The sequence below is a fragment of the Bradyrhizobium zhengyangense genome (assembly GCF_022012555.1).
GTDB classification, from domain to species: Bacteria; Pseudomonadota; Alphaproteobacteria; order Rhizobiales; family Xanthobacteraceae; genus Bradyrhizobium; species Bradyrhizobium zhengyangense.
Genome location: NZ_JAKLTZ010000021.1, coordinates 65,907 through 85,785 on the forward strand (window position 1 = coordinate 65,907; position 19,879 = coordinate 85,785).

15 protein-coding genes and 1 pseudogene are annotated in these 19,879 nt (G+C 58.2%); 4 read left to right on the forward strand and 12 right to left on the reverse strand.

Going from position 1 to position 19,879, the window contains the following annotated elements; genetic code table 11:
• Positions 1–150: 150 nt before the first annotated feature.
• From L6639_RS38270 to L6639_RS38280, 3 genes are all read right to left on the reverse strand, one after another.
• Positions 151–849 carry a hypothetical protein gene (locus L6639_RS38270; RefSeq protein ID WP_128929758.1) on the reverse strand — a complete coding sequence of 233 codons (699 nt, stop codon included), beginning with the start codon at positions 847–849 and terminating at the stop codon, positions 151–153.
• A gap of 893 nt (positions 850–1,742) precedes the next feature.
• Complete coding sequence (locus L6639_RS38275) at positions 1,743–2,525, reverse strand: enoyl-CoA hydratase-related protein (RefSeq protein ID WP_232995601.1); 783 nt, start codon at positions 2,523–2,525, stop codon at positions 1,743–1,745.
• A gap of 227 nt (positions 2,526–2,752) precedes the next feature.
• Positions 2,753–4,015 (reverse strand): CaiB/BaiF CoA transferase family protein, encoded by a 1,263-nt coding sequence (locus L6639_RS38280; RefSeq protein WP_128929757.1) that lies wholly within the window; start codon positions 4,013–4,015, stop codon positions 2,753–2,755.
• A gap of 202 nt (positions 4,016–4,217) precedes the next feature.
• On the opposite strand from L6639_RS38280, the pseudogene L6639_RS38285 reads away from it, so the two are divergent.
• A pseudogene (locus L6639_RS38285) lies at positions 4,218–5,654 on the forward strand (aldehyde dehydrogenase family protein).
• Between the two features lie 49 nt (positions 5,655–5,703).
• On the opposite strand, the gene L6639_RS38290 reads toward L6639_RS38285, so the two are convergent.
• Together L6639_RS38290 and araD1 are read right to left on the reverse strand one after the other, a co-directional pair.
• Positions 5,704–7,059, reverse strand: coding sequence for an aminotransferase-like domain-containing protein (locus L6639_RS38290; protein ID WP_128929756.1), 1,356 nt, complete (start codon positions 7,057–7,059; stop codon positions 5,704–5,706).
• A gap of 64 nt (positions 7,060–7,123) precedes the next feature.
• A complete protein-coding gene (gene araD1, locus L6639_RS38295) occupies positions 7,124–8,125 on the reverse strand; it encodes an AraD1 family protein (protein WP_249798521.1) in 1,002 nt (333 codons plus the stop codon).
• Positions 8,126–8,989: 864 nt separating this feature from the next.
• Here araD1 and L6639_RS38300 point away from each other — a divergent pair.
• Complete coding sequence (locus L6639_RS38300) at positions 8,990–10,312, forward strand: MFS transporter (protein WP_164934143.1); 1,323 nt, start codon at positions 8,990–8,992, stop codon at positions 10,310–10,312.
• 228 nt (positions 10,313–10,540) lie between these two features.
• On the opposite strand, the gene L6639_RS38305 is transcribed toward L6639_RS38300, so the two are convergent.
• The 7 genes from L6639_RS38305 to L6639_RS38335 form a co-directional block, all read right to left on the reverse strand.
• Positions 10,541–11,692: a glycoside hydrolase family 88 protein gene (locus tag L6639_RS38305; RefSeq protein ID WP_128929754.1), complete on the reverse strand. Its 1,152-nt coding sequence runs from the start codon at positions 11,690–11,692 to the stop codon at positions 10,541–10,543.
• 454 nt (positions 11,693–12,146) lie between these two features.
• On the reverse strand, positions 12,147–13,379 hold the full coding sequence (locus L6639_RS38310) for an NAD(P)/FAD-dependent oxidoreductase (RefSeq protein ID WP_128929753.1): 1,233 nt from the start codon (positions 13,377–13,379) through the stop codon (positions 12,147–12,149).
• Complete coding sequence (locus L6639_RS38315) at positions 13,376–14,251, reverse strand: sugar phosphate isomerase/epimerase family protein (protein WP_128955097.1); 876 nt, start codon at positions 14,249–14,251, stop codon at positions 13,376–13,378. The genes L6639_RS38310 and L6639_RS38315 overlap by 4 nt, the downstream gene beginning before the upstream one ends.
• Before the next feature lie 17 nt (positions 14,252–14,268).
• The gene (locus L6639_RS38320; protein WP_128929751.1) at positions 14,269–14,589 is read right to left on the reverse strand and encodes a Rieske 2Fe-2S domain-containing protein; all 321 of its coding nucleotides are present in this window, start codon (positions 14,587–14,589) and stop codon (positions 14,269–14,271) included.
• A gap of 129 nt (positions 14,590–14,718) precedes the next feature.
• Positions 14,719–15,714 carry a sterol desaturase family protein gene (locus L6639_RS38325; RefSeq protein ID WP_128929750.1) on the reverse strand — a complete coding sequence of 332 codons (996 nt, stop codon included), beginning with the start codon at positions 15,712–15,714 and terminating at the stop codon, positions 14,719–14,721.
• A 98-nt stretch (positions 15,715–15,812) separates the two neighbouring features.
• A complete protein-coding gene (locus L6639_RS38330) occupies positions 15,813–16,679 on the reverse strand; it encodes a 3-methyl-2-oxobutanoate hydroxymethyltransferase (RefSeq protein WP_232995600.1) in 867 nt (288 codons plus the stop codon).
• A 25-nt stretch (positions 16,680–16,704) separates the two neighbouring features.
• Complete coding sequence (locus tag L6639_RS38335; protein WP_128929749.1) at positions 16,705–17,646, reverse strand: ribokinase; 942 nt, start codon at positions 17,644–17,646, stop codon at positions 16,705–16,707.
• A gap of 215 nt (positions 17,647–17,861) precedes the next feature.
• Between L6639_RS38335 and L6639_RS38340 the strand changes: the two genes are divergently transcribed.
• Entirely contained in the window at positions 17,862–18,770 is a 909-nt protein-coding gene (locus L6639_RS38340) for an AraC family transcriptional regulator (RefSeq protein WP_232995599.1), read from the forward strand.
• A 428-nt stretch (positions 18,771–19,198) separates the two neighbouring features.
• Positions 19,199–19,576, forward strand: a complete 378-nt coding sequence (locus tag L6639_RS38345; RefSeq protein WP_128929748.1) for a nuclear transport factor 2 family protein — start codon at positions 19,199–19,201, stop codon at positions 19,574–19,576.
• Positions 19,577–19,879 lie beyond the last annotated feature (303 nt).

Consider the following 19,879-nt stretch of genomic DNA (forward strand, 5'->3'; position numbering starts at 1 on the left):
CTCCAGCCAGCAAATCACCTCTATCGCCATTTTTCCACCATTGTGAACCCATTCATATTTCTGAGATCAACATTTTAGTGGTCTCACGTGCGCGAGCGAAGACCGCCGACTAGATAGGCATGTTGGTCGCGGGAAAGTTCGGTTGACTCTTTAGTACTTTTCAAATCCCACCATTTTCATGGTCCAGCGGCTGACACCCCCCTTGTCGTCGCGATGAATGAACATCTTCCTGATTGTAGTCTCGAGGTTTCTACGCTCGATCGCGGGCAGGAACGGAATGTCGAGCCGACGTGTCTGAGCGAATTTCTCAACTACGGTCTCAGTTGAATTGCAGGAAGGCAATCGTGCGGCAATCCCGTGCGTGGTATGTAGATCCTCGATAAAGTAGAAACCGCCAGGCTCGACGATGGGAAACAGCTTCGCTAGAGCAAGCTGCTGGTGATAAGCTGCGTGCGAAGCGTCATCAATGATGATCCTTACGGGCGGGAGCGAGTTCGCTAGGCGTTCCAGGGCTACCGTATCGCCCATGTCAAGGCGCTCGAAACGGAACCGGTCCATCTTAAAGGCGCTGAAATCGGCAACGTCGCATCCGATGATCTCGGCTTTGGGAAAGAACTCCAGCCACATCTTAATAGACGGAATGTCGTCAACCTTGCGACCGACCACTACATCGGGATCGAGAGAGCCGTTTCCGTGTTGTAATCCAATCTCGACCATCGTGAAAGGTTGCTGGCGGAATTCTTCGAACAGAAAAGAGTAGAAGCTGGTGTAGCCGTGGGCGTCGCCTACCTCATTCCCCTTGTCGGTTCCGAGGGCATTAGCTCGCTTGGTCAAATTCGGTGCGCTCATTGCAGCATTTCCTATTCTCGGATGGAGCATTACACGGCGGGTCAGCTTCTGAGTTCAAGAAGCATACCAAAACCGTCAGTCTGAGTTTCCTTCTTATTCTCATCTGGCACGTGTCTCAGGTAGAACGGGTGTGTCGTGACTCCGACAGTGCGCCGCATGCTCCTTCTCGGTTCTTTAACGCGTCCCCCACGTGCAAATGCGGCGGCTGATGGTGACTCCGCCCACCGCCCCGACAGCGGCAGTGTGGTAGCCTCTCCCGGCATCTGCACCCCTCGCTACGGCTCCAACAGCGCGATGGGATCTCGGGGGATCACGAGTCACGTACTGGCGTTTGCGCTGAGTGACCGACGGGCGCTGGAAGGTCACAAGTTATTCCAAGAAACCGGTAGCCGCTTTGAGATGTATTACTGCAACCGCACAGATCCGCGCGAACGAGTAAGGTCGACGGTCGCAAATGCCGCATCGTCTTAGTCGCCTTACGACTGAGCTTCGACTGGCTCGCCTCAATCGACTAGATCCAACTGGGCACCCTCTTGTCTGAAGCATATACGGCGCGGCGGTCTGTATTTCTCCTTCCTAGCAGTCCCGATATTCTCAGCCGGGACAATCGTACCCAGAATATCTAAGTACCGATGCAATTCGACCATTGCGACCAGAAGCAAACCGGCGGCCAGCTTTAGCTCAGAGCGACGCGGTTGCGCCGCCGATTGAACTCGTGGCTCTCGCCGGGAGCGAAGATGACAGGGTGATCGAGACGATCAACGATGATCCGGCTAGGCCATCGTAGCTTCCAATGCCTCAGCACCACAAGCAGCCCGACGGCTCTCGTGCGGCGCTCGCAAATCTGCTCGCTTTGTATTGTGTTCCTAAGAGCAGAATTCTGCAAAGGGGTTCTATTTCCCCTGGTAATTTGGGGGCCGCTTCTCGAAGAAAGCGTCCATCCCTTCCTGCTGATCAGAAGTGGTGAAAGCAACCCGGATCGCTTGCCGTTCAAATTCCACACCGGCATCGAGGTTCGTTTGATAGGCGGCCAGAACGGCAGCCTTCGCAAGCTCCGTCGATCGAGGCGGCTTCTGTGCGATTATTTCCGCAATCTCGAGCGCGCGTGCCCGCGCCTGGCCCGTTTCTGTAACCTCGGAGACCATTCCTGCCTGCATTGCGGCACGGGCCGAAATTGATTGGCCAGTGAGGATCATCAGCATGGCAAGCGATTTGCCCGCCACGCGTGTCAACCGCTGGGTTCCGCCGTCACCCGGCAAAACGCCGATGTTGATTTCAGGTTGACCGAAGAGCGCGCCTTCGCCTGCGATAATGATATCGGCCAGCATTGCAAGTTCGTGACCGCCCCCAAGACAAACGCCCTCTACGGCAGCTATGATCGGCTTGAGACAGTTGGTGAGGTCGCGCCAATCATTGCGTCGGGCGAGATTGTTAATGGCCTCGAAGCCGCGTTGTTGCATCTCCTTGATATCCGCGCCCGCGCAAAAGAACGTGTCGGTGCCGCAAAGCACGATGCAGCGGACGTCCTCATCCAAAATTGCGTCTCGGCAGGCCGATGCAAGTGCCGCGATAAGCTCATTGCTCAGGGCATTTCGCTTCGCCGGCCTGTTCATGCTCAGCAGGCGGACGTGCGGGAGAGGGGAAGTGGATAGCACGAGTTCGGATTTTTGGATCACGAGAGAATTCTTCCTGGAGAATGGGAGAAGAACCAGAACTTCTTCTCGACTTGGATCGGGATGCACCTTGCGTAAGCTGGCTTGCAGCGAGCTTCGGAGAGATCATTGCGTTGCACACAATTCGCTGCCATTCATCCGGGCAAGCTGCCGAGGACCCGAGGTTGATATGGTTGCTATCGTGCGAGCAAGGCCAGGAAAAACAGACACCACATTGTGGTTTGGGCGGGCTATCCGAAAGCCTTTCTGCTTCGAGCCTCCTGAATCGCCTGCTCCGAGAAGCCAAAGGAAGTCAGGACCTCCTCGGTAGCGGCACCGATCGGCGCGGGGTGAATCCGGACGGCTGGAGGTGTGCGTGAGAGCCGGACTGGCAGTCCGGCGAGCGAAACGACTCCTCGCCCGGGTACCTCAACCTGCCACATGATGCCGTTTTGGCTTGCCTGAGGGTGGCTGATCGCTTCTGGAATTTCATTCACAGGTGAGCAGAGCAGATCCACGGAAGCCAGACGATCGAGTACCTCCGAAGTGTTCAAGGTCATCAAAGCCGGCGCACAATATTCCTGAATGGCGGTCAGATTTTCGATCTGCTTTTCGCGTGTAGCGAGTTCAGGCCGCGTGCTTATGTCCGGTAGATCGAGCGCCTGGCAAAGCAGGCCAAGCGGGTTGTCGCGAAAGAGCATTACAACGGCTACCCAACCGTCCGCGGTCCTGACGAGCATCGCCTGACGCGTCCAGTCGGTTTTCACACCATAGATGCTCTCGCTGGCGATTTCGCACAGCTGCATAGCGAGCGAAACATCGAACAGCGACGTCGACACCAGTTGTCCCCGGCCCGAGGTCTGGCGTTCGATGACGGCGGCAAGAATGCCCTGGACGAGCGACATCGCCGCGCCATAGTCGACAATAGGAGAGTTCGTCAGCTGCGGAGGCTGGTGCTCCTGCAGTCCTCCCCGTGCCAACCCGCTAAATGCCTGCGCCAGCATGTCCTGGCCCGGACGATCTGCAAGCGGACCTGTTTCCCCGAAACCAAACCCCGCAGCATAGATGAGACGGGGATTGCGTGTGCTAAGATCCTTATAGCCGAGGCCCAGCCGCTCCATCACGCCGGGGCGGAAGTTGTGCATCAACACGTCAGCGCGGTCGACCAGGGTCAGCAAGATCTCAAAGGCGGCCGGGTTCTTCAAATCCAAGGCGAGTGTCCGCTTGTTTCTGCCCATCGCAGCGTAATACGCGCTCATCCCGCCGACGCGGGTGGCCTCAAAATCAAGCCCGCGCGTGATGTCACCTTGGGGACGTTCGATCTTGATGACGTCCGCGCCAAAATCCCCCAACACCTGTCCTGCAAGCGGCACCTGCATCACCATGCCGACTTCCAGAACGATCAAGCCGTCAAGGGCGCCACGCGCTACGGAGGCAGTTGCTTTATCGCTCACGACAGGCCTTTCCCTCAGATTGGAACGCTCGATACTATGCCGCGCGATCGTCGCCGTCAAGATTACTATATCCCATTATAAAATTGATATATTGCAATGCGCTGCGAAACCGGCTTTGAATGCGATTGCCGAATCGAGGCGCCGAACAGGCGTTTGGGCCAGCACCTGCCGGAAAGGGGATCACTCCCTGCCGCCGAAAAGCAGGTGCCGACGCAGTTGGACGTCCTGAGACGTTCTGCAAGGCTTGGTGACGGGGGGCCTGATGACGAAGAACTACATCGCCGGTGAATGGATTGCGGCAGCCAAGGCAGTCGCGAACATCAACCCGTCTGATACTCGCGACATCGTAGGCGAGTACGCCCAAGCCTCTGTAGAAGAGGCGAAGCGTGCGATCGATGCGGCCCATGGCGCCTTTCCGGCTTGGGCGCGTTCGACGATCCAGAGCCGCCACGACGTTCTGAAAGCCGTGGGTGACGAGATATTGGCCCGCAAGGACGAACTCGGACGCCTGCTCTCACGTGAGGAAGGAAAGACCTTGCCGGAGGGGATCGGCGAGGTCGCTCGCGCCGGCCAGATCTTCCATTTCTTCGCGGGTGAGTGCCTGAGGCTGAGCGGCGAGAAGCTGCTCTCCGTGCGAGCCGGCATAGACGTTGAGATGTCCCGCGAGCCGCTCGGCGATCACGCCATGGAATTTTCCTATGGCCATTCCGGCCTGGAAGATCGCCCCGGCACTGGCCTATGGCAACTCCGTCGTGTTCAAGCCTGCAGAACTGGTCCCCGCCTCGGCAAACGCCCTTTGCGACATCATTGCGCGCGCCGGCGTTCCCCCCGGCGTCTTCAACCTCGTCATGGGGAGCGGCTCGGTCGTGGGCGAAACAATGCTCGCCAGTACGAAGGTGGCCGCGATCTCCTTCACCGGCTCGTTGTCGACCGGCCGGCGCATTGCCCAAACCTGCATTTCTGCCGATCCCATGAAGAAGATGCAGTTGGAGATGGGGGGCAAGAATCCAATGGTGGTGCTCGACGACGCCGACCTAAAGGTGGCCGTCGAATGCGCGATCAACAGCGCCTTCTTTTCGACCGGCCAGCGCTGCACGGCCTCATCTCGCCTCATCGTGACAGATGGCATTTACGACGCCTTCCTGGCAGCTATCACGGAAAGGATGGATGCGCTGGTCGTGGATGACGCCTGCAAGCCAGGAACGCAGATTGGGCCGGTGGTTGATCAGAAGCAGCTGGAGCAAGACTTGATGTACATCCGCCTCGGCCAGGACGAGGGGGCCAAGCTCGTCGCTGGGGGCGAGCTATTGAAACGCGATGCGCCCGGTTTCTACTTGTCGCCCGCGCTGTTTGCAGAAGTCGACAATCGGATGCGGGTCGCGCGCGAAGAAATTTTCGGCCCGTGGCAGCACTGATCCGGGCGCGAAATTATGACGAGGCCCTTGAGATCGCCAACGACACCCCATTCGGACTATCTTCCGGAATCTGCACCACAAGTCTGAACTATGCCAGCCATTTCAAGCGCAACGCGGAGGCTGGCATGGTGATGGTCAACCTGCCGACGGCGGGCGTCGACTATCACGTGCCCTTCGGCGGCCGCAAAGGTTCGTCCTATGGATCACGTGAGCAAGGGCGCTACGCTGCAGAGTTCTATGCGACTGTGAAGACAGCCTATGCGTTTGATGGAGGTCCACCATGAGCGTGATGGCGGCCGCCTGAAAGCGCCCGAGTTGAACAGTTCTGCACGTTCAGATGATTGACATGCTGGCTTCGTTGCCGACTTCGAGCGAAGCTGCGACCTGGCGGAGCGCCCATTCGAGATCTTCGATGTTTTCGGGAACGCCGATCGATATCCTCAGCCCCGAGATCAAGGAGGGATCAACCACGAGCGCCGAGGGCGGCGTTGTGATGACGCCCCGTTGCAATGAACGGGCTGCCACCTGTTGAGCAATGTCGCTTGGCAGGTCCATCCAGATGTGAAAGCTGGCCGGATGATCTGCACGTATATGCGGCCGGAGGATTTGGGAGGCAAGCTTCACGCGCTTCTTCGCCTCCTGGACCAGAGACTGCTTCACGCGCGCGGCTGTTCCCGTGCGGATCCATTCGGATACGATGAAGGTTGAAATCGGCGAGGCCATCCAGCAGGTCGCGCGCATAGATTGATGAATCTGCGAAAGATAAGGCTCGGGCGCGACGAGCATTCCGATGCGCAGACCCGGCGCCAGGCACTTCGACAGCGTATTGACATAGAAGGTCCGCTCCGGCGCCAATGAGGCGAGCGGCTCGCTGGTCTCGTCCAGGAAGCCGTATGCGTCATCTTCGATGATCAGGATGTCCCGCTTACGCGCGATCCGCACGATCTCTCGCCGGCGTGCCGCGCTCATGATTCTCGCGGTTGGGCTCTGGATGGTGGGAATAGCAAAAAGCACCCGCGCTGCCCCGCTTGCCGCCGCTTTGTCGAAAGCGCCCGGCAGCAATCCTTCGCCATCCATCGGCAGCCCGATAAGGTCGAGCTTTGCGAAATGAGCATAGGACTTCATGCCGTGATAAGTGCCGGCCTCGACGAAGACTTTGTCACCAGGCTGGCAGATCGAGCTGAAGGTCAGCGCTATCCCGTGCTGTGCTCCATTCGTAATAACGAGGTTGTCCGGATTGGCTTCGAAGCCCGATTGACGAAATAGGCCGGCGAGCTGGGCCCGGTGTTCGGCAACACCAGAGTGGGAGAGGTATCCCACGTAGTCGGAGATGTCAGCCGTTGGAAACGTAGATGGGCTCTCAGCTAGCACCTTGGGCAGTAACGCCGGCCCTGGGATGTTGAGGCTGAGATCGACAACCTTGCCACCGGACGCAGGGGTCGGCCTCTGTGACGCGACAAACGTCCCGCGGCCGACGTGCCCCAGAAGCAGGCCGCGCCGTTGACCTTCTGCATAGGCCTTGATGACCGTTCCGACGCTGAGGCCGATCTCCTCTGCCAAATCACGCTGGGTAGGCAGCCTTGTTCCTGCCGCAAGAGTTCCTGCCGCGATGTCGTGTTCGATGGCCTCGACGAGCCGGACGAACAGGGGAGCGGTGCCAGCCCGCAGGTGAGGGTGCCATTTCTGCATTTTGATTGCTTATCTCAGAATACCGCGCTTTCGCTATCCCAATTTTTGGTCCACCAGATCAAGCTCATAGCGGCCGCACCCTCACGATCTCTGTTTGCTTTTCCTCGATGAGCGAGTTGCGCAATGGCCGCCCGAAAGCCGGAGATTCGATCTCGAAAGCGTCACCGCCGCGCAGCTTGACGCCGGCCGAAAAGCTTAAGGCGCTCGCGCCGAAGAAATAGACGTGGACGTCGCCGGGCCGACGAAACGCGCGGTATTTGAAGTGATGGTGCTCAAGATTCTCAATGGAATGAGACATGTTGTTCTCGCCCGAGATAAAGCTTCCGGACCAGATCGCTTCGCCAGCTCGCAAGACGCGGACCGTTCCGGATACCTCGTCCGGAAGATCGCCCACGAGGAGTTCGGGACCATAGGAGCACTGGCGCAGCTTTGAATGAGCAAGGTAGAGGTAGTTTCGCTGCTCCATCACATGATCGGAGTATTCGTTGCCGAGGCAGAAGCCGACACGCAGTACGTCGCCTCCCTCGCCAATGACGTAAAGCCCTACAATTTCGGCCTCCTCGCCCCCGTCTTCAGCATAGGACGGCAACGTGAGGGGTTGCTCAGGTGCGACTGCCCAGGAGCCATCACCCTTATAGGCCCACTCTGGCTGGACCCCGATGGATCCCGGCGGAGGCTTTCCACCGTCCAGGCCAAGCTTGAACATCCGCATTGAATCGGAAAGTTCGCCTGCGGCCAATTTCGCGTGCATGGCGTCGCGCGACTCGGCGCTACCGAGGTGCGTAAGTCCAGTCACCGCGATCATGCAACGCGAAGGATCAGCGTGGTCGAGAGGCGGCAACAGCCGCTTCTCGCGGATGATCGCATCGTAATCGACCTTCTCTCCGAAGCCGCACCTTTGGACGCATTCGGCAAGCGATAGCCGGGAGCGGGCTGCCTCCAAGGCTAATTCGCGTACACTTGTCCGATTGTTCACGAGCACAGGGACCCCGTCGCCCGCCTGGAGCGCAGCGACATGACGAGAACCGTTCAGAGATACAAATTGGATGAGGCGCACGAGATCCATTCCAGGTGAGAGCCAGCCGCGCTGATTGCGGCAAAGCCAGACTGACATTCAAATTGAGATAGGTCAATGTGCTTGGCTAATCGGGGGTGCCAATATTTCATGAGCGATTTCAGTCGTATAGATGTATCAATCCTTCAGCTAGAATGATGGCTACCAGATTGATATATCCTAATTGTATTTGAGATAGTCTATTGCTTGACATTGGCCCGTCATTGTGATGGTCTCGCTCGATATTGGGCTAGTGCACAGAGATGCCGGCCGTCATGGGAGACGAAGCGGTGGAGGCGATTTACTGGTTTCATGGGAGGAGCGGCTGGGCTGGCGATATTGCAGTCCATGCCAAGCTTCTCGCCAGCCCGCGCCCTTTACAACCATCCCTCTCGCGCTCGCGCGAGCCCCTTTGTCTTTCCGCGCAAGTCCTTGTGATCCAAGCGGCGGCCCCGAGACGATCTCATCATTCACCTTTTCCAGGTCAGTTCGGCTTACGTAAGCAGATACTCGATCAGCTCGCATCGTTTGCGCGGAAAAGTAGGAAACGTTCGCCTCGCCAAGCCGAGCGGACGTCTCAGCGCGGAGGAGTTTGTCCGCCTGCCTTGAATCGAAAAACTTAAGCGTCCCGCAGAAGGGCGCATTGCTACAGGAGGGACCATGGAGTTGGGACATAAGCCCGCCCGCGGGCTGTTACACAGACGATTGGAATGAAGGAAGCCCGATCAGCTGCCTTCGATCGCGCCAGCGTCCATTTACGGGCGTGCCGCCAGAAATCTCAGCGCCTTGAGCAGGCCAACAAGCGACAGGCCGGCGCGCATTCGCGCTTGCCGCGCAAGGCTTAAGCAGTCTTACCCAATGAGCGGAAGCAGACCCATGCAAACAATGGCCCAACCTTCTATCGATTTCATTCAGCCCGAGAAGCAAGTTGCAACGAGATCAATGACTATTGGTCTGGGCGGAGGCGTCGCGCTGGAGTGGTATGACTGGCAAGTCTACGGCTTCATGGCGGCTTTTCTATCTCCCCACTTCTTCCCTTCAAATGACCCGGTCGTTTCGCTGCTGGGAGCATTTGCCGTATTTGGAGCCGGATTCATTGCGCGGCCTCTGGGAGCGGCTTTGCTTGGTCCTATCGCAGATCGCATCAGCCATAAACGCGTCATGATGATCGCTGTTACGGTCATGGCGCTATCTTCGTTCCTGATTGCGATCTTGCCGGCTCATAAGGACATCGGGACCCTTGCCACTGCAGCGCTGGTCATTCTTCGACTGATGCAAGGGCTTGCCACTGGCGCAGAGGCGGGCGTCGCCAATGCAATCGCCATCGAGTTGGCACCACCAGGTGAGGAGGGGCGGTATCTCGGCTTGATCAACGGTACATTCATCATGTTGGGTTCGATCGGAGCAAGCCTCGTCGCTTTTCTGGTGAGCGCGGCCGTCGCCCCCGAGGTCATGCGCGAGTGGGCTTGGCGAGTGCCGTTTGCGGTCGGAGGCCTGCTTGGCGTCCTCATCTTCTTCCTGCGCCAAGCAATCCCGGAAACATTGATCGCCCGCGCTATGCATCATGACGAGATGTCGCGCGTTCAGAAAACCACCGGCGGCGTTTGGAAGGCGCTCTGGAATGTGCGACTGTCGCTTCTGGCCGTGATTTTGGTGATCGGCTCGGTGCAGCTCGCCAACTACACGTACAACGTGGGCCTGCCCAACATCGCCAATGGTGTTTTCAAGGAAAACAGCACGTGGGTGTACGGCATCCTGACCCTCATGGGATTTTGCTGGATGGTCTTTTCACCTGCCATCGGTGCGTTTGCAGACAAGATAAAGCCCTCGCGCGCGTTCATCTTGATGCGCCTTCTGCTCATCCCAGCATTCTTCCTGACGCTGCTCTATTCACACCAAAGCCTTCTGACCTACGCCATGGTGATGCTGGTTGGCGGGGCCATGGTGGGCTGCAATATGGCTCTCTACAACTTCATAGCCACAACCTTGATGCCGCGCACAGTGAGAACGACAGGCGTCGCCCTTGGTTACGCAATCGGTGTGACAATTTTCGGCGGTACCACGCCCTACCTGCTGGTATGGTTGCAACGCGAGGACATGGCATGGATGTTCCCAATCTACGGGTCGCTCGTCGCTTTGCTCAGCGTGGTCGTATATCAGATCGCTAAAAAGCGCGGCTGCATCTATGTAGGCGAGTGATAACAGTCTTGTTAGGGCACTCCAGAGAGGTCCGGCCGATCGGCGGCTCCCCTCTGGAAAGGCAATGGTCTCAGTGGAACAGCGGCTGAACAAGAAACCCTTGATCTCTCCAGCCGTCAAATGCGCCCCTAGGTCCGTTCCAAGCCGCTTTAAGGATTTCGGCCGGGGTAACGCGAGAGTGACACAGAGAGCGCTCGCCGCTGGCCTTCGCCAGCAGCGAGTGCCATTTTAGATTTCTTCAGGCCGCAACCTGCCGGTTAGCAAATGAAGCGCCTCGAACAAGTAGTAGCTACCAAAGATCAATTCGGCATTACTGACGTAGTCCTCGGCTCTCGAATCCCCGCGCTTGTTGAAGCATCCTTCCACCAGCATGCCGGCTGGACGGCTATCGTTCTTATGAACCGGAGTGAGATATCGTTCGACCAGCGCCAAAGCGGTGCGTTCTCCGGCGCTACGGTATTGCCGCCGCTTACTGTCAGTCGGCGCAATCGAGCTCAATTTTAGAAGAGCCGATGCCATAAAAGCGGTCGCCGCAGTGTCCCGCTCGACGTTGGGCGCTTTAGGAGCGTCAAAATCCCAGTACGACACGCAATCATCTGGCACATGGGCGAGCCACCAGTCGGCCCCGTTCATGGCGGCTTGACGCCATCGCTCCTCTCCGCCGCCGGAAAAGTAGCTGATCGTCGAGCACACCACGCCCCACGCCTGTGCTCTTGCCCAAACGCTGTTCTCGCTGAAGCCCTTGTGTGTGTAGCGTCGGAGAACCTTGCCGGTCTCGGGATCGAGGGAGGAGGACTGGATGAAGGATCCGTCCTCACGCTGATGGACGGTCAGAACTTTATCCGTATGATTGGCAGCCACTTCGCGCATCGCGCGGTCGTCTAGAGTTCGAGCGGCCCAAAACAGCAGCAATGAGACGACCAAACTGTCGACGCTGCTTGCAGTGGCTCCCACGTCAGCGCCCTCCTCGGCATTCGCGCCAAGGGGCACAAGACCAAGGTGATGGTTGTAGCGTTGCTTCAGATCTCGTGCCGCCGCAAGGCCGAGCGTCCGCGCGCGGTGACTTCCGGTGAGCAGCGAACCCAGTCCGGCCCCGTAATAGAAGGTCGCAGCCTTGAACGCGGTATCGGCCGAGACGCGCGGTTCAAGACGCTCGCAACCTCGTTCTGCAAGATCTCTGAAGCGCTCGCCGCCGTTACTCCGCGAGGCAAGCCAAAGCATCCCCAGCCAATAGCCGCCGGTCCAGTCTCCGTTTGAAGTTGTCGTCCAGGTGCCGCTCTCCGGATCTGCCCAATGTGGATAGGCGTCGCCAACTTGTTGAGCTGTATTCTCGATCCGCCGCATCATACGTGCGATCGCTTCTTCCCAGTCTATGCTCATCAAAGCTCCTCGTGAAAATGCAGGATGGTTCCACCTGAAAGCGGGTTCTCACCATTGCTTCACTTGAGAGCTTCTCATGATTATTGCATTATATCAATCTGAAATTGGGATAGTGTATTTGCTCAACGAGGTAGGTCTTGCTACATTCAATCGGGCTCCCAGCGTGATGCCGCCAGGTCCCGAAAAGCAGCGCATGATGTTCAGCGCGGTATCAAAGTAGTCTGCGTTTGCTTGCAGGGATATTGGCGCACAGTGGAGCGCTGGCGCGCCGGCCCGAAGTTGATCTATCGATCGAGCCTTCTCAACGGTCGTCCTGGCTCGACAAACGCCGCATCCAGCCTCTGACGAGGGATTGCCGCTACGCCCAATGGGCGAGCATTCGGTAGCCCGCGTGGCGCATGTCCTTTTGCCAGGTGACTTGCTTGCCGGGTGACCTGCGCCGCGGCAGTAGTCACTAAAGAAGCTGCTTCAAGTTCAGCGCCGGATTAGCGAGCGCCTCTGCCTCGACCTTCAGTTCCCGCCTAATGATCGTCTCTGCAACTCGGATTTCCTTCGCAACGGCGCCGAGGCTTCCAAACCCACAAGCAGCCACGAGGCGCCCGCCGTCGACAAGGGAGAATAGAAGTTGGCCCCTCGGGCCTAGGCTTCTGACGACCGGGATTTCTCCGCCGCAGCAGAGGCCGACCATTTGCAAAGTCTCATCGTATTGGTCCGACCAGAACCAGGGGAGATCGTCATACGGACGATCCTCGCCCACCATATTCGCCGCCGCAATCACCCCTTGCCGCTGCGCGTTGCGCCAAGCTTCCAGCCTGATCCGCTTTCCGTAAAGGCGATGTGGAAAGGAACAGCAGTCCCCCGCTGCGAATACGCGCGGATCCGATGTGGCCAGCATTTCGTCAAGCGCGATGCCGTTGTCGACAGCGAGCCCCGCCGCTTGCGCCAGTTCGACGTTGGGGGTTGCACCGACCCCCACGATCACGAGATCGGCAAGATGTCTTTGGCCCCCGGCCAGTACCACGCAGGAGCGTCCTTCACAAAGCTCGATACGTTCAACGACTGCCGTTGTCTCGATCCGTACCCCAGAACGCTCGTGCTTGGCCCTGATCAGTTCAGCTATGCCAACTGGCACTGCCCGGGAAAGTATGCGCGATCCTGCTTCGAAGACGATGACCGAAGCGCCTCGCAAGATCGAGCTCGCAGCAACCTCGAGCCCGATAAAGCCGCCGCCGATCACAGCCATCTCGCAGCCTTGGCCGATTAACTCGCGAAGGCGTGTGGCATCCTCATACGACCTAAGCGTTGCGACCCTTGATCCCTCAGCAATTGGCACGTTCAGGTCACGCGGACGAGCGCCAGTGGCCAAGAGGAGGCGATGATAGCCTATCTTGGCCCCATTCGAGAGAATCACCATGCTGGCCGTGCGATCAATCGAGACCACCTCACAGCCGTGGCGATAATCGATCTTCAATTCGGAAAGCCGCTCTGACGTCACAATCGTCTTCGGCCCAGGCCTCGTCTCATCGACCAGAACTGCTTTGGAGAGAGGAGGGCGCTCATACGGGAGACTGCTTTCGTTGCCGATCAACACCACGCTCTCTTCCCAGCCGCGCTCGCGCAGCGCCAGGGCGGCTGCCGTGCCAGCTTCGCCGGCGCCAACAATGGCAATCGTCGAATGAGTACTCAAATGGCCACCCCTCTTGCAGGCAGAGCCTGCTCCTCACTGGCCACGCTATCGAAGAGGTCACGGACTAGGGACCTAAGAAGAAGAGCTTCCTCCCAACGATCCGTCGTGTCCTTGCCTTGCCGATCGGTGATCGCATAGGGCTGCGGGCCAAGTTCGCAGGTAAAACTAAGGCAGGCACCCGTGCCTGCGCGCTTTCGCCAGCTTCGGAACCCGTATTTCCACCACCCCAGGAACAGATCCAGCCATATCCTGTGCTGAGGAAACGTGATCTCAACCTGAATTTGCTCGCGAGATGCAACCCGTCCATGAAACGCCCAAGCGCGATCGAGCACCTGCCGCACCAGCGCTTCATCCTCGTCCGAGATGGGATACCAGAACTCCCGACCCAGCAGGATGTGCGACAAATCGGCAAGGATCCGCATCCCGGGCACCTCGTCCATCAGATCGAGAGTAAAGAGGAGATCCGTGGTCATCCTGTTGCGATGCGTTTCGAAGTAGATCGGCATGCCTGCCTCTTCCGCCACCCTGATCCAGCCATCCAGCAGCGGGATACAATCGCTGACCCTGCGCGGACGGATGTCTGGCTGGACGTTGAGATGCAGAACGTTGATCTGCTTGGCGAGGTCGATGGCAGACTTCAAGTGATCGATCGTCTGCGGGAAGCACATGCCCTCGACTGCAAGCCCGGAACCGTTCAAAGCGCGTGCGATCAGGTTGACGCGTCCTGGATCATTGCAGGACGTAGAGATCCCGTCGAACCCCGCTTGCTGTATCATCGCCAGGTTTTCATCGAGAGAACGTTCGAAACCGTCAGGCTGCCGCCGCTCCATGGCCCAGAGGGACTGCAAGACAAGTAAACGCTGTGAGGTCATCCGCAGCTCTCACCCGCTCAGACCTTGACCATAACAATGCCATTCTCGATTTTTACCTCGTAACTCTGCAAGTCGACGCATGCGGGCAGCGCACGCGACTCGCCCGTTCGATAGTCGAAGGTGCCGAAGTGTTTCGGGCATTCGATAATTCCGCCATCGACAATGCCATCCGCAAGATGGACCTTCTCGTGTGAGCAGTGGCCGTCCATCGCGAAGTAATCGCCCTCGGGCGAGCGAACAATCACAAACGTGCGGCCGCCGTGATCGAGGCGGCGAACCTCTTCAGGCCTCAAAGCGTCCGCAGCGCAGGCCGCCACCCATTCAGCTTGTTTAGTCATATCTAGTCCTCAATCTTCAACTGGCGGCGATCAATCGGCTGTGGCTCAGTCGCGCAGCGTGCGCCAGTACCGTTGCGGCGCAAGGGCTGCCTCAACGTGACAGGCCTTCGGAGCCTCCCCGCTTCGGCGCTAACCGCCGCGCACCCACTTCTTGGCCTTTATGCGCTTATACATTCTCTCGTCGGCCTCTGGAGAGCCGTCGTGAGCCGTGCCGAACCACTCGTCGAGCGGGATGCGGCGTTCACCGTAGTTCACCTCGAAATACTTGTGGTGCAGGTAATGGTAGAAGTTGTCGGTGCTGATCGCCTTCGCATCATCCACGACCACGCGGTCGAAACCGGTATGTGACTTTGCGGGGGACAGTCCCGCGTGCATCAGCTGAAACATTGCGTGCAGCGGATGGGACGGAAGAACGAAATGAATCAATACCCCTGAGAAGTAAGCGATGTGTTCCAGTGTCGACGCCGAGAGGCCGGACCACGGCCCCGGATTGACGTTCTTGTGGTGGACCTTGTGGATGAGATGGTACAGCGGCCCAATATGGATGAGGCGGTGAATGAGGTAAAAGTGCAGTTCGCGCCACGCCGGCATCACCAGCACGAGTGCAGCACAATATAGCGGATGCGCTGCGAAATCGACGTAAGGCAAGCGGTCGTTCGCGTACATCCACCAGGTGAGCGCCTCATATGCACTCCATACAGGCACGGCGCTGCACATGGTCCAGAATATGTTCTCGGCCGTCTGACTTCCGAACATGAAGGTCGGGTTGTGCGCATCCGGCCACTTTGCATTGTATTTAAACGCCGTCTGCTGACGCCGCTCGATATAAAGAATGAAATGGAAGGTGCCGTAGAGGAGGAGAGTCAAAGCGGTGTTACGAAGCAGAATGAGCAGTATCCAGTCGGCGTGGAGTTCTCGCATCGTATCGAGCGATGGAGTGAGATAAGTCCACGATACAAGAGAGATCAGGAAATAGACCGTATTCCAGGGCAGGAGATAGCCCGGTAACCAGCGCAGTATTTTCAGCGGTTGCACCGGCCAGACAAAAATCGGCGCACGTTCGGGCTTCTTCTTTGGTACCCAATTGCCCCGCTTATCGCGCGTGCCGTACAATGCTTCGTCCATATTGCACTCCATTGCCGCTTCAAGGCAGACAGCTCGTGTGTTAGATCCTTCGCCGGCTGATTGAGATCAGCTCTCGTCGCCGTCGCAAGAGCTTTAGATCAATCGCCAAAGCCCGAGTCTTTTAGTCTCGACACGAAGGCCGCATATTCATCGTCGGCGATGTCCGATATTTCCTGCGGGCCTGGAAAGCCATTTGCGGTGACGTCAGCACGGAATGCGCTGAGAGCTTTCACGCGCTCCTGTTTGATGCGCTCCTGCAGGGCCTGAAGATCTCCATAGACCCGAGCGTGCCGGGGCCGCCGGCCTTCGCCACCGCATATGTCCTCGGTGAATAGAAAGATCACGTCAGCATCCGGTCCGGAGCCGAGCGAGACGGTCACCAGTCCGATCCGCCGGCGAATTTCCGACATGACCCGGGCTGGGATGACCTCGCATTCCACCGCAAAAGCGCCGGCTTCTTCTAGACGTCGGAAGCGCTGGAAGAGTGCCAAGGCTTCCTCCGCATATTTGCCGAAGGCGCGAAGCCTTCCGAGCCAGGTCGATTTTCTGGGAACGAGGCCCAAGTGACCGACAACCGGAATATCCTCGGCCGCGAGCATTGAGACGGTCGCCATGCCGCGTGCGGTGATCACCGCATCGGCCCCGTCGCTTAGCGCCTTCAAGGCGGTACGAAGGATGTCGTCCTGTGTTACAGCATCGGCAAAGCCCAACGCGGCGGTGACGAAGAGGTGCTTTGAGCCCCTCCGTACGGCTTCCACGTTGCGGGCGCGGGTCACCAGCATTTCAATGCCGGCCTGCTCCGCGGCCGCTGCCTCCTCGGCGGTCTCGGCAGTGACCTGAGTGTAGCGCTTGCCCGACTTTCGGGAAGCGCGCAGGTCGGCCACCGTCACCGTGCGCTCGGCCTCGCGCGCCGCCCAATCGTAAATCCGCGGCATATCGTTCCAGTTCTCACTGTTCGCGCCCAAGGCGCATTGATTTCTTGTTGCTCTCTCATTCTGCAGCCGAGGCGCGCATTGTGCGATACATCTCGTCTGCTGCGGCGCGCCTCGCCATGCCGGGAATGACCCCTAGCTTTGTGCAGACCAGGGCACCGCAGCACACCCCGAAGCGCGCGGCCTCGATCACATCCCGCCCTTCCGCCAGAGCCACGGCGAAGCCGGAATTGAACGCGTCGCCAGCACCCGTCGTGTCCACTACGTCGACCACTGCAGCCGGAATGGTGGTATCGACCTTGTCGGTGACGATCAGTACACCACGGTCGCCAAGCGTCACGATCACGTTGGCGGCCCCGCGCTTGCGCAACAGATCGACCAGCTCGCGCGAGGGCCGCGGATCATCCGGGCGCAGACCGAGCAGGATGCGAAGTTCGCTTTCATTCGGCGTCAGGAAATCGACCAACGGGAAGATTTCATCCGGCAGCGGTGCGGCCGGCGCCGGATTGAGAATGGTTTTCTTACCGTATTTGCGACCGAGCTCCATCGCCCGCATAGCCACCTCGACCGGCGGCTCCAGGACCGCCATGACGAGGTCGCTCTCGCGAATGCGGCTCTCGGCGCGATCGACAAAAGCCGGATCCATGGCGTTTGTGGCGCCATAATCCATGATAATGAAGTTCTCGCCTCGCTCATTGAGGATGATGAAGCCAACCGCCGTCGGCTTCTCGGTGATCTGCTTGACATGCGCCGTATCGACGCCCTCGGCCTTGTACAGATCAATGCCAATATCTGCGAATTGGTCTTTGCCGATGATCGCAACCAGCGACGAGTCCGCCCCGAGCCGCGCAGTGGCAACAGCCTGATTCGAACCTTTTCCGCCCGGGCCCATATCGAAACTGCTGCCTAACATCGTGACCCCGAAGACCGGGATGTTCGGAGCGCGAATGGTCAGTCCTACGGCGAAGCTGCCGACGACGGTAATTCTCGGTTTACTCATCAATTCCTCCCCTGAAAGTGCCTGAGATCAAGGCGTGGCGTGGAATGCCTCCACCACGTCGCCACAAGGGCCCTGCGCGCGGTGGCGCAGTTTCGTGGGCCGTGAGCATCGGCACCGGTCCTCCCTGAGCTCCCTCAGCGATCTCTATGGATACAAAACGTGCATCCGGGAGCCTGATCACGAGCTCATTTGTTAGTCATTGACATCGAGCCTAGATGCAGAAAGCCCCAGCGGGAATGGACAAAGCACGCTTCAATTTATATAAAACGCGCATGGCCGGCTTGCCGCAGCGCACACTTTTTCCTGAGAGCCATCAGTACGTCCTCCCTGATGCTGCCTGGACCCGATGCGCCTTTACGGTACTTAGGGCGGGCAAGGCCATCACCGCACGTGATCATCACATCGCTCGAGACAATTATCCGGGCCAGGACATTCTATACTGCTCCGCTGGGCGCGGCTTTGTAGTCAGCGAAGGCAGGACATCGACTGTTGAGCGCGGTCAGTTGATCTGGATTGCCAACGAAACGTCGCATGCGCACTGGCCGGATGAAAATGATCCCTGGACTGTTCTGTGGGTGCGGATCGACGGGCCCGACTGTGCGGCCATTCGGCGAAAGGTGTTCGGCACCGGAGCAACGCTAGCAACGATATCAGTGCCGAACGAGATCGAACGGTGGTTCGCAAGACTATTTGATGTCTTGCGCGCCAGGGATGATAACGTCGATTTGGCACTTAACTGCCTCGTGGCGGAACTGCTTCACCTCATCGCAGCACCTTCCTCGAAGCACGGTGAATCCCGTCTCCCGGCCCCATTGCGAGCCATCATTTTAAAGATGCGGCAGTCCCCGGAGCGATCCTGGCACGCCGATGAACTCGCCTCGGTCACTGGCCTCAGCGCCGCACAGACGCGGCGGCTATTTCAAGGGCATCTGCAGATCAGCCCAAGGCGCTTGTTGATTCGAGAGCGGATCATGATGGCGCAAAAGCTGCTCTTGGAAAGTGACGCTGGGCTCGGCGCAATCGCCGAACGCTGCGGTTTTTGTGACGTCTATCACTTCAGCCGTGAATTTAAGCGCAGCACTGGCACCAGTCCCAGCACCTGGCGGCGAGCTGAGGGAAGATAAGCCGGTGTATCAGGGCTGCGTCGTATACGCGGCGATCAAGGGCTCGAAGCAGCGACTTCACGTCGCTGCCCCTGATCCTCTGCGAACACTTCTGAACTCGGTCCGTACTTGTTGAGTTCGCGCCAATTCTTTTGCGGCCCCATCACCAATTTGGTGTGGACCCGGACGGGGTGGCGAAGGTACTGCTGGCTCGCAATGAGAACATAATGACCGACAAGCTGCATAGAGGAGGCGAGCTTGCAAAAAACGTTGCGCTCCGCTGACAAGCAGCGACCTCAACAAGATCGTGGATGAGCGCGCAGTCGGAAGCATGAACGAACGGATCAAAAATGCAGTGCATATGCAAGAGGTTTCCTTATATCAGATGGTAAGGCCAACCCACTCTTATCGCTTCCGGTCGCCATTTCTCCGCTGAAGAGGCGTTCATCGTGAACAACGACAAAGTTGTGCTGGATGTGCGTGCCTTCTTGGAAGCTTGGGCGCGAGCGTTCAACTCTGGCAAGCCGGAGTATCTTGTTGCGTTATACGCAGATGATGCCTTGCTTCACGGTACGTCTAGTTCCACGCTCTACATCGGTGTCGCAGAAATACGCACCTACTTCCATGGCACCGCAAGGGTAAAATTTGACGTATGTCATTGCGTCAGCTTGGCGGCTGACATTGTTATGGCCGTCGGAAATTATGTCTTTTCTGAAACGCGGCATGATCTGCAAGTGGCGACACCCGCCCGATTTACGTTTGTGCTGCGCCGTCATGATGCCTCCTGGAAGATTTTACACCATCATTCATCTACCACCCCCCTTTAGGTGGATTAAGGTGGTGGCGAATGCGCGTACGATCGTGAGCTTGGCGCGCGGCAGTTCGCGCCAGTTAGGGGAAGCGCGTGATCGCCGAAATTGGCTGGTTGTTACTTTGAAATGCTTAGGCCTCTGATGTAATCCGCTGCATTGTCAGATCCGTGCCATATTTCAACTCTAAGGTGACGAGACCGGTTCACTTGTCGCCTTACCAGCCCGTCAAAAAGACCTAAGGGCTCAAAGACAAGCCGGCGAGGCAGGACAGATCGGCGAAACGCCTGCACTGGCAGACGCATTCAGCGTCGTTTTACC

Coding starts and splice junctions, on each gene's coding strand:
- L6639_RS38270 (WP_128929758.1), bottom strand. CDS start 849: ATGAGCGCACCGAATTTGACCAAGCGAGCTAATGCCCTCGGAACCGAC.
- L6639_RS38290 (WP_128929756.1), bottom strand. CDS start 7,059: ATGCAGAAATGGCACCCTCACCTGCGGGCTGGCACCGCTCCCCTGTTC.
- araD1 (WP_249798521.1), bottom strand. CDS start 8,125: ATGGATCTCGTGCGCCTCATCCAATTTGTATCTCTGAACGGTTCTCGT.
- L6639_RS38300 (WP_164934143.1), top strand. CDS start 8,990: ATGCAAACAATGGCCCAACCTTCTATCGATTTCATTCAGCCCGAGAAG.
- L6639_RS38305 (WP_128929754.1), bottom strand. CDS start 11,692: ATGAGCATAGACTGGGAAGAAGCGATCGCACGTATGATGCGGCGGATC.
- L6639_RS38315 (WP_128955097.1), bottom strand. CDS start 14,251: ATGACCTCACAGCGTTTACTTGTCTTGCAGTCCCTCTGGGCCATGGAG.
- L6639_RS38320 (WP_128929751.1), bottom strand. CDS start 14,589: ATGACTAAACAAGCTGAATGGGTGGCGGCCTGCGCTGCGGACGCTTTG.
- L6639_RS38325 (WP_128929750.1), bottom strand. CDS start 15,714: ATGGACGAAGCATTGTACGGCACGCGCGATAAGCGGGGCAATTGGGTA.
- L6639_RS38335 (WP_128929749.1), bottom strand. CDS start 17,646: ATGAGTAAACCGAGAATTACCGTCGTCGGCAGCTTCGCCGTAGGACTG.
- L6639_RS38340 (WP_232995599.1), top strand. CDS start 17,862: ATGCAGAAAGCCCCAGCGGGAATGGACAAAGCACGCTTCAATTTATAT.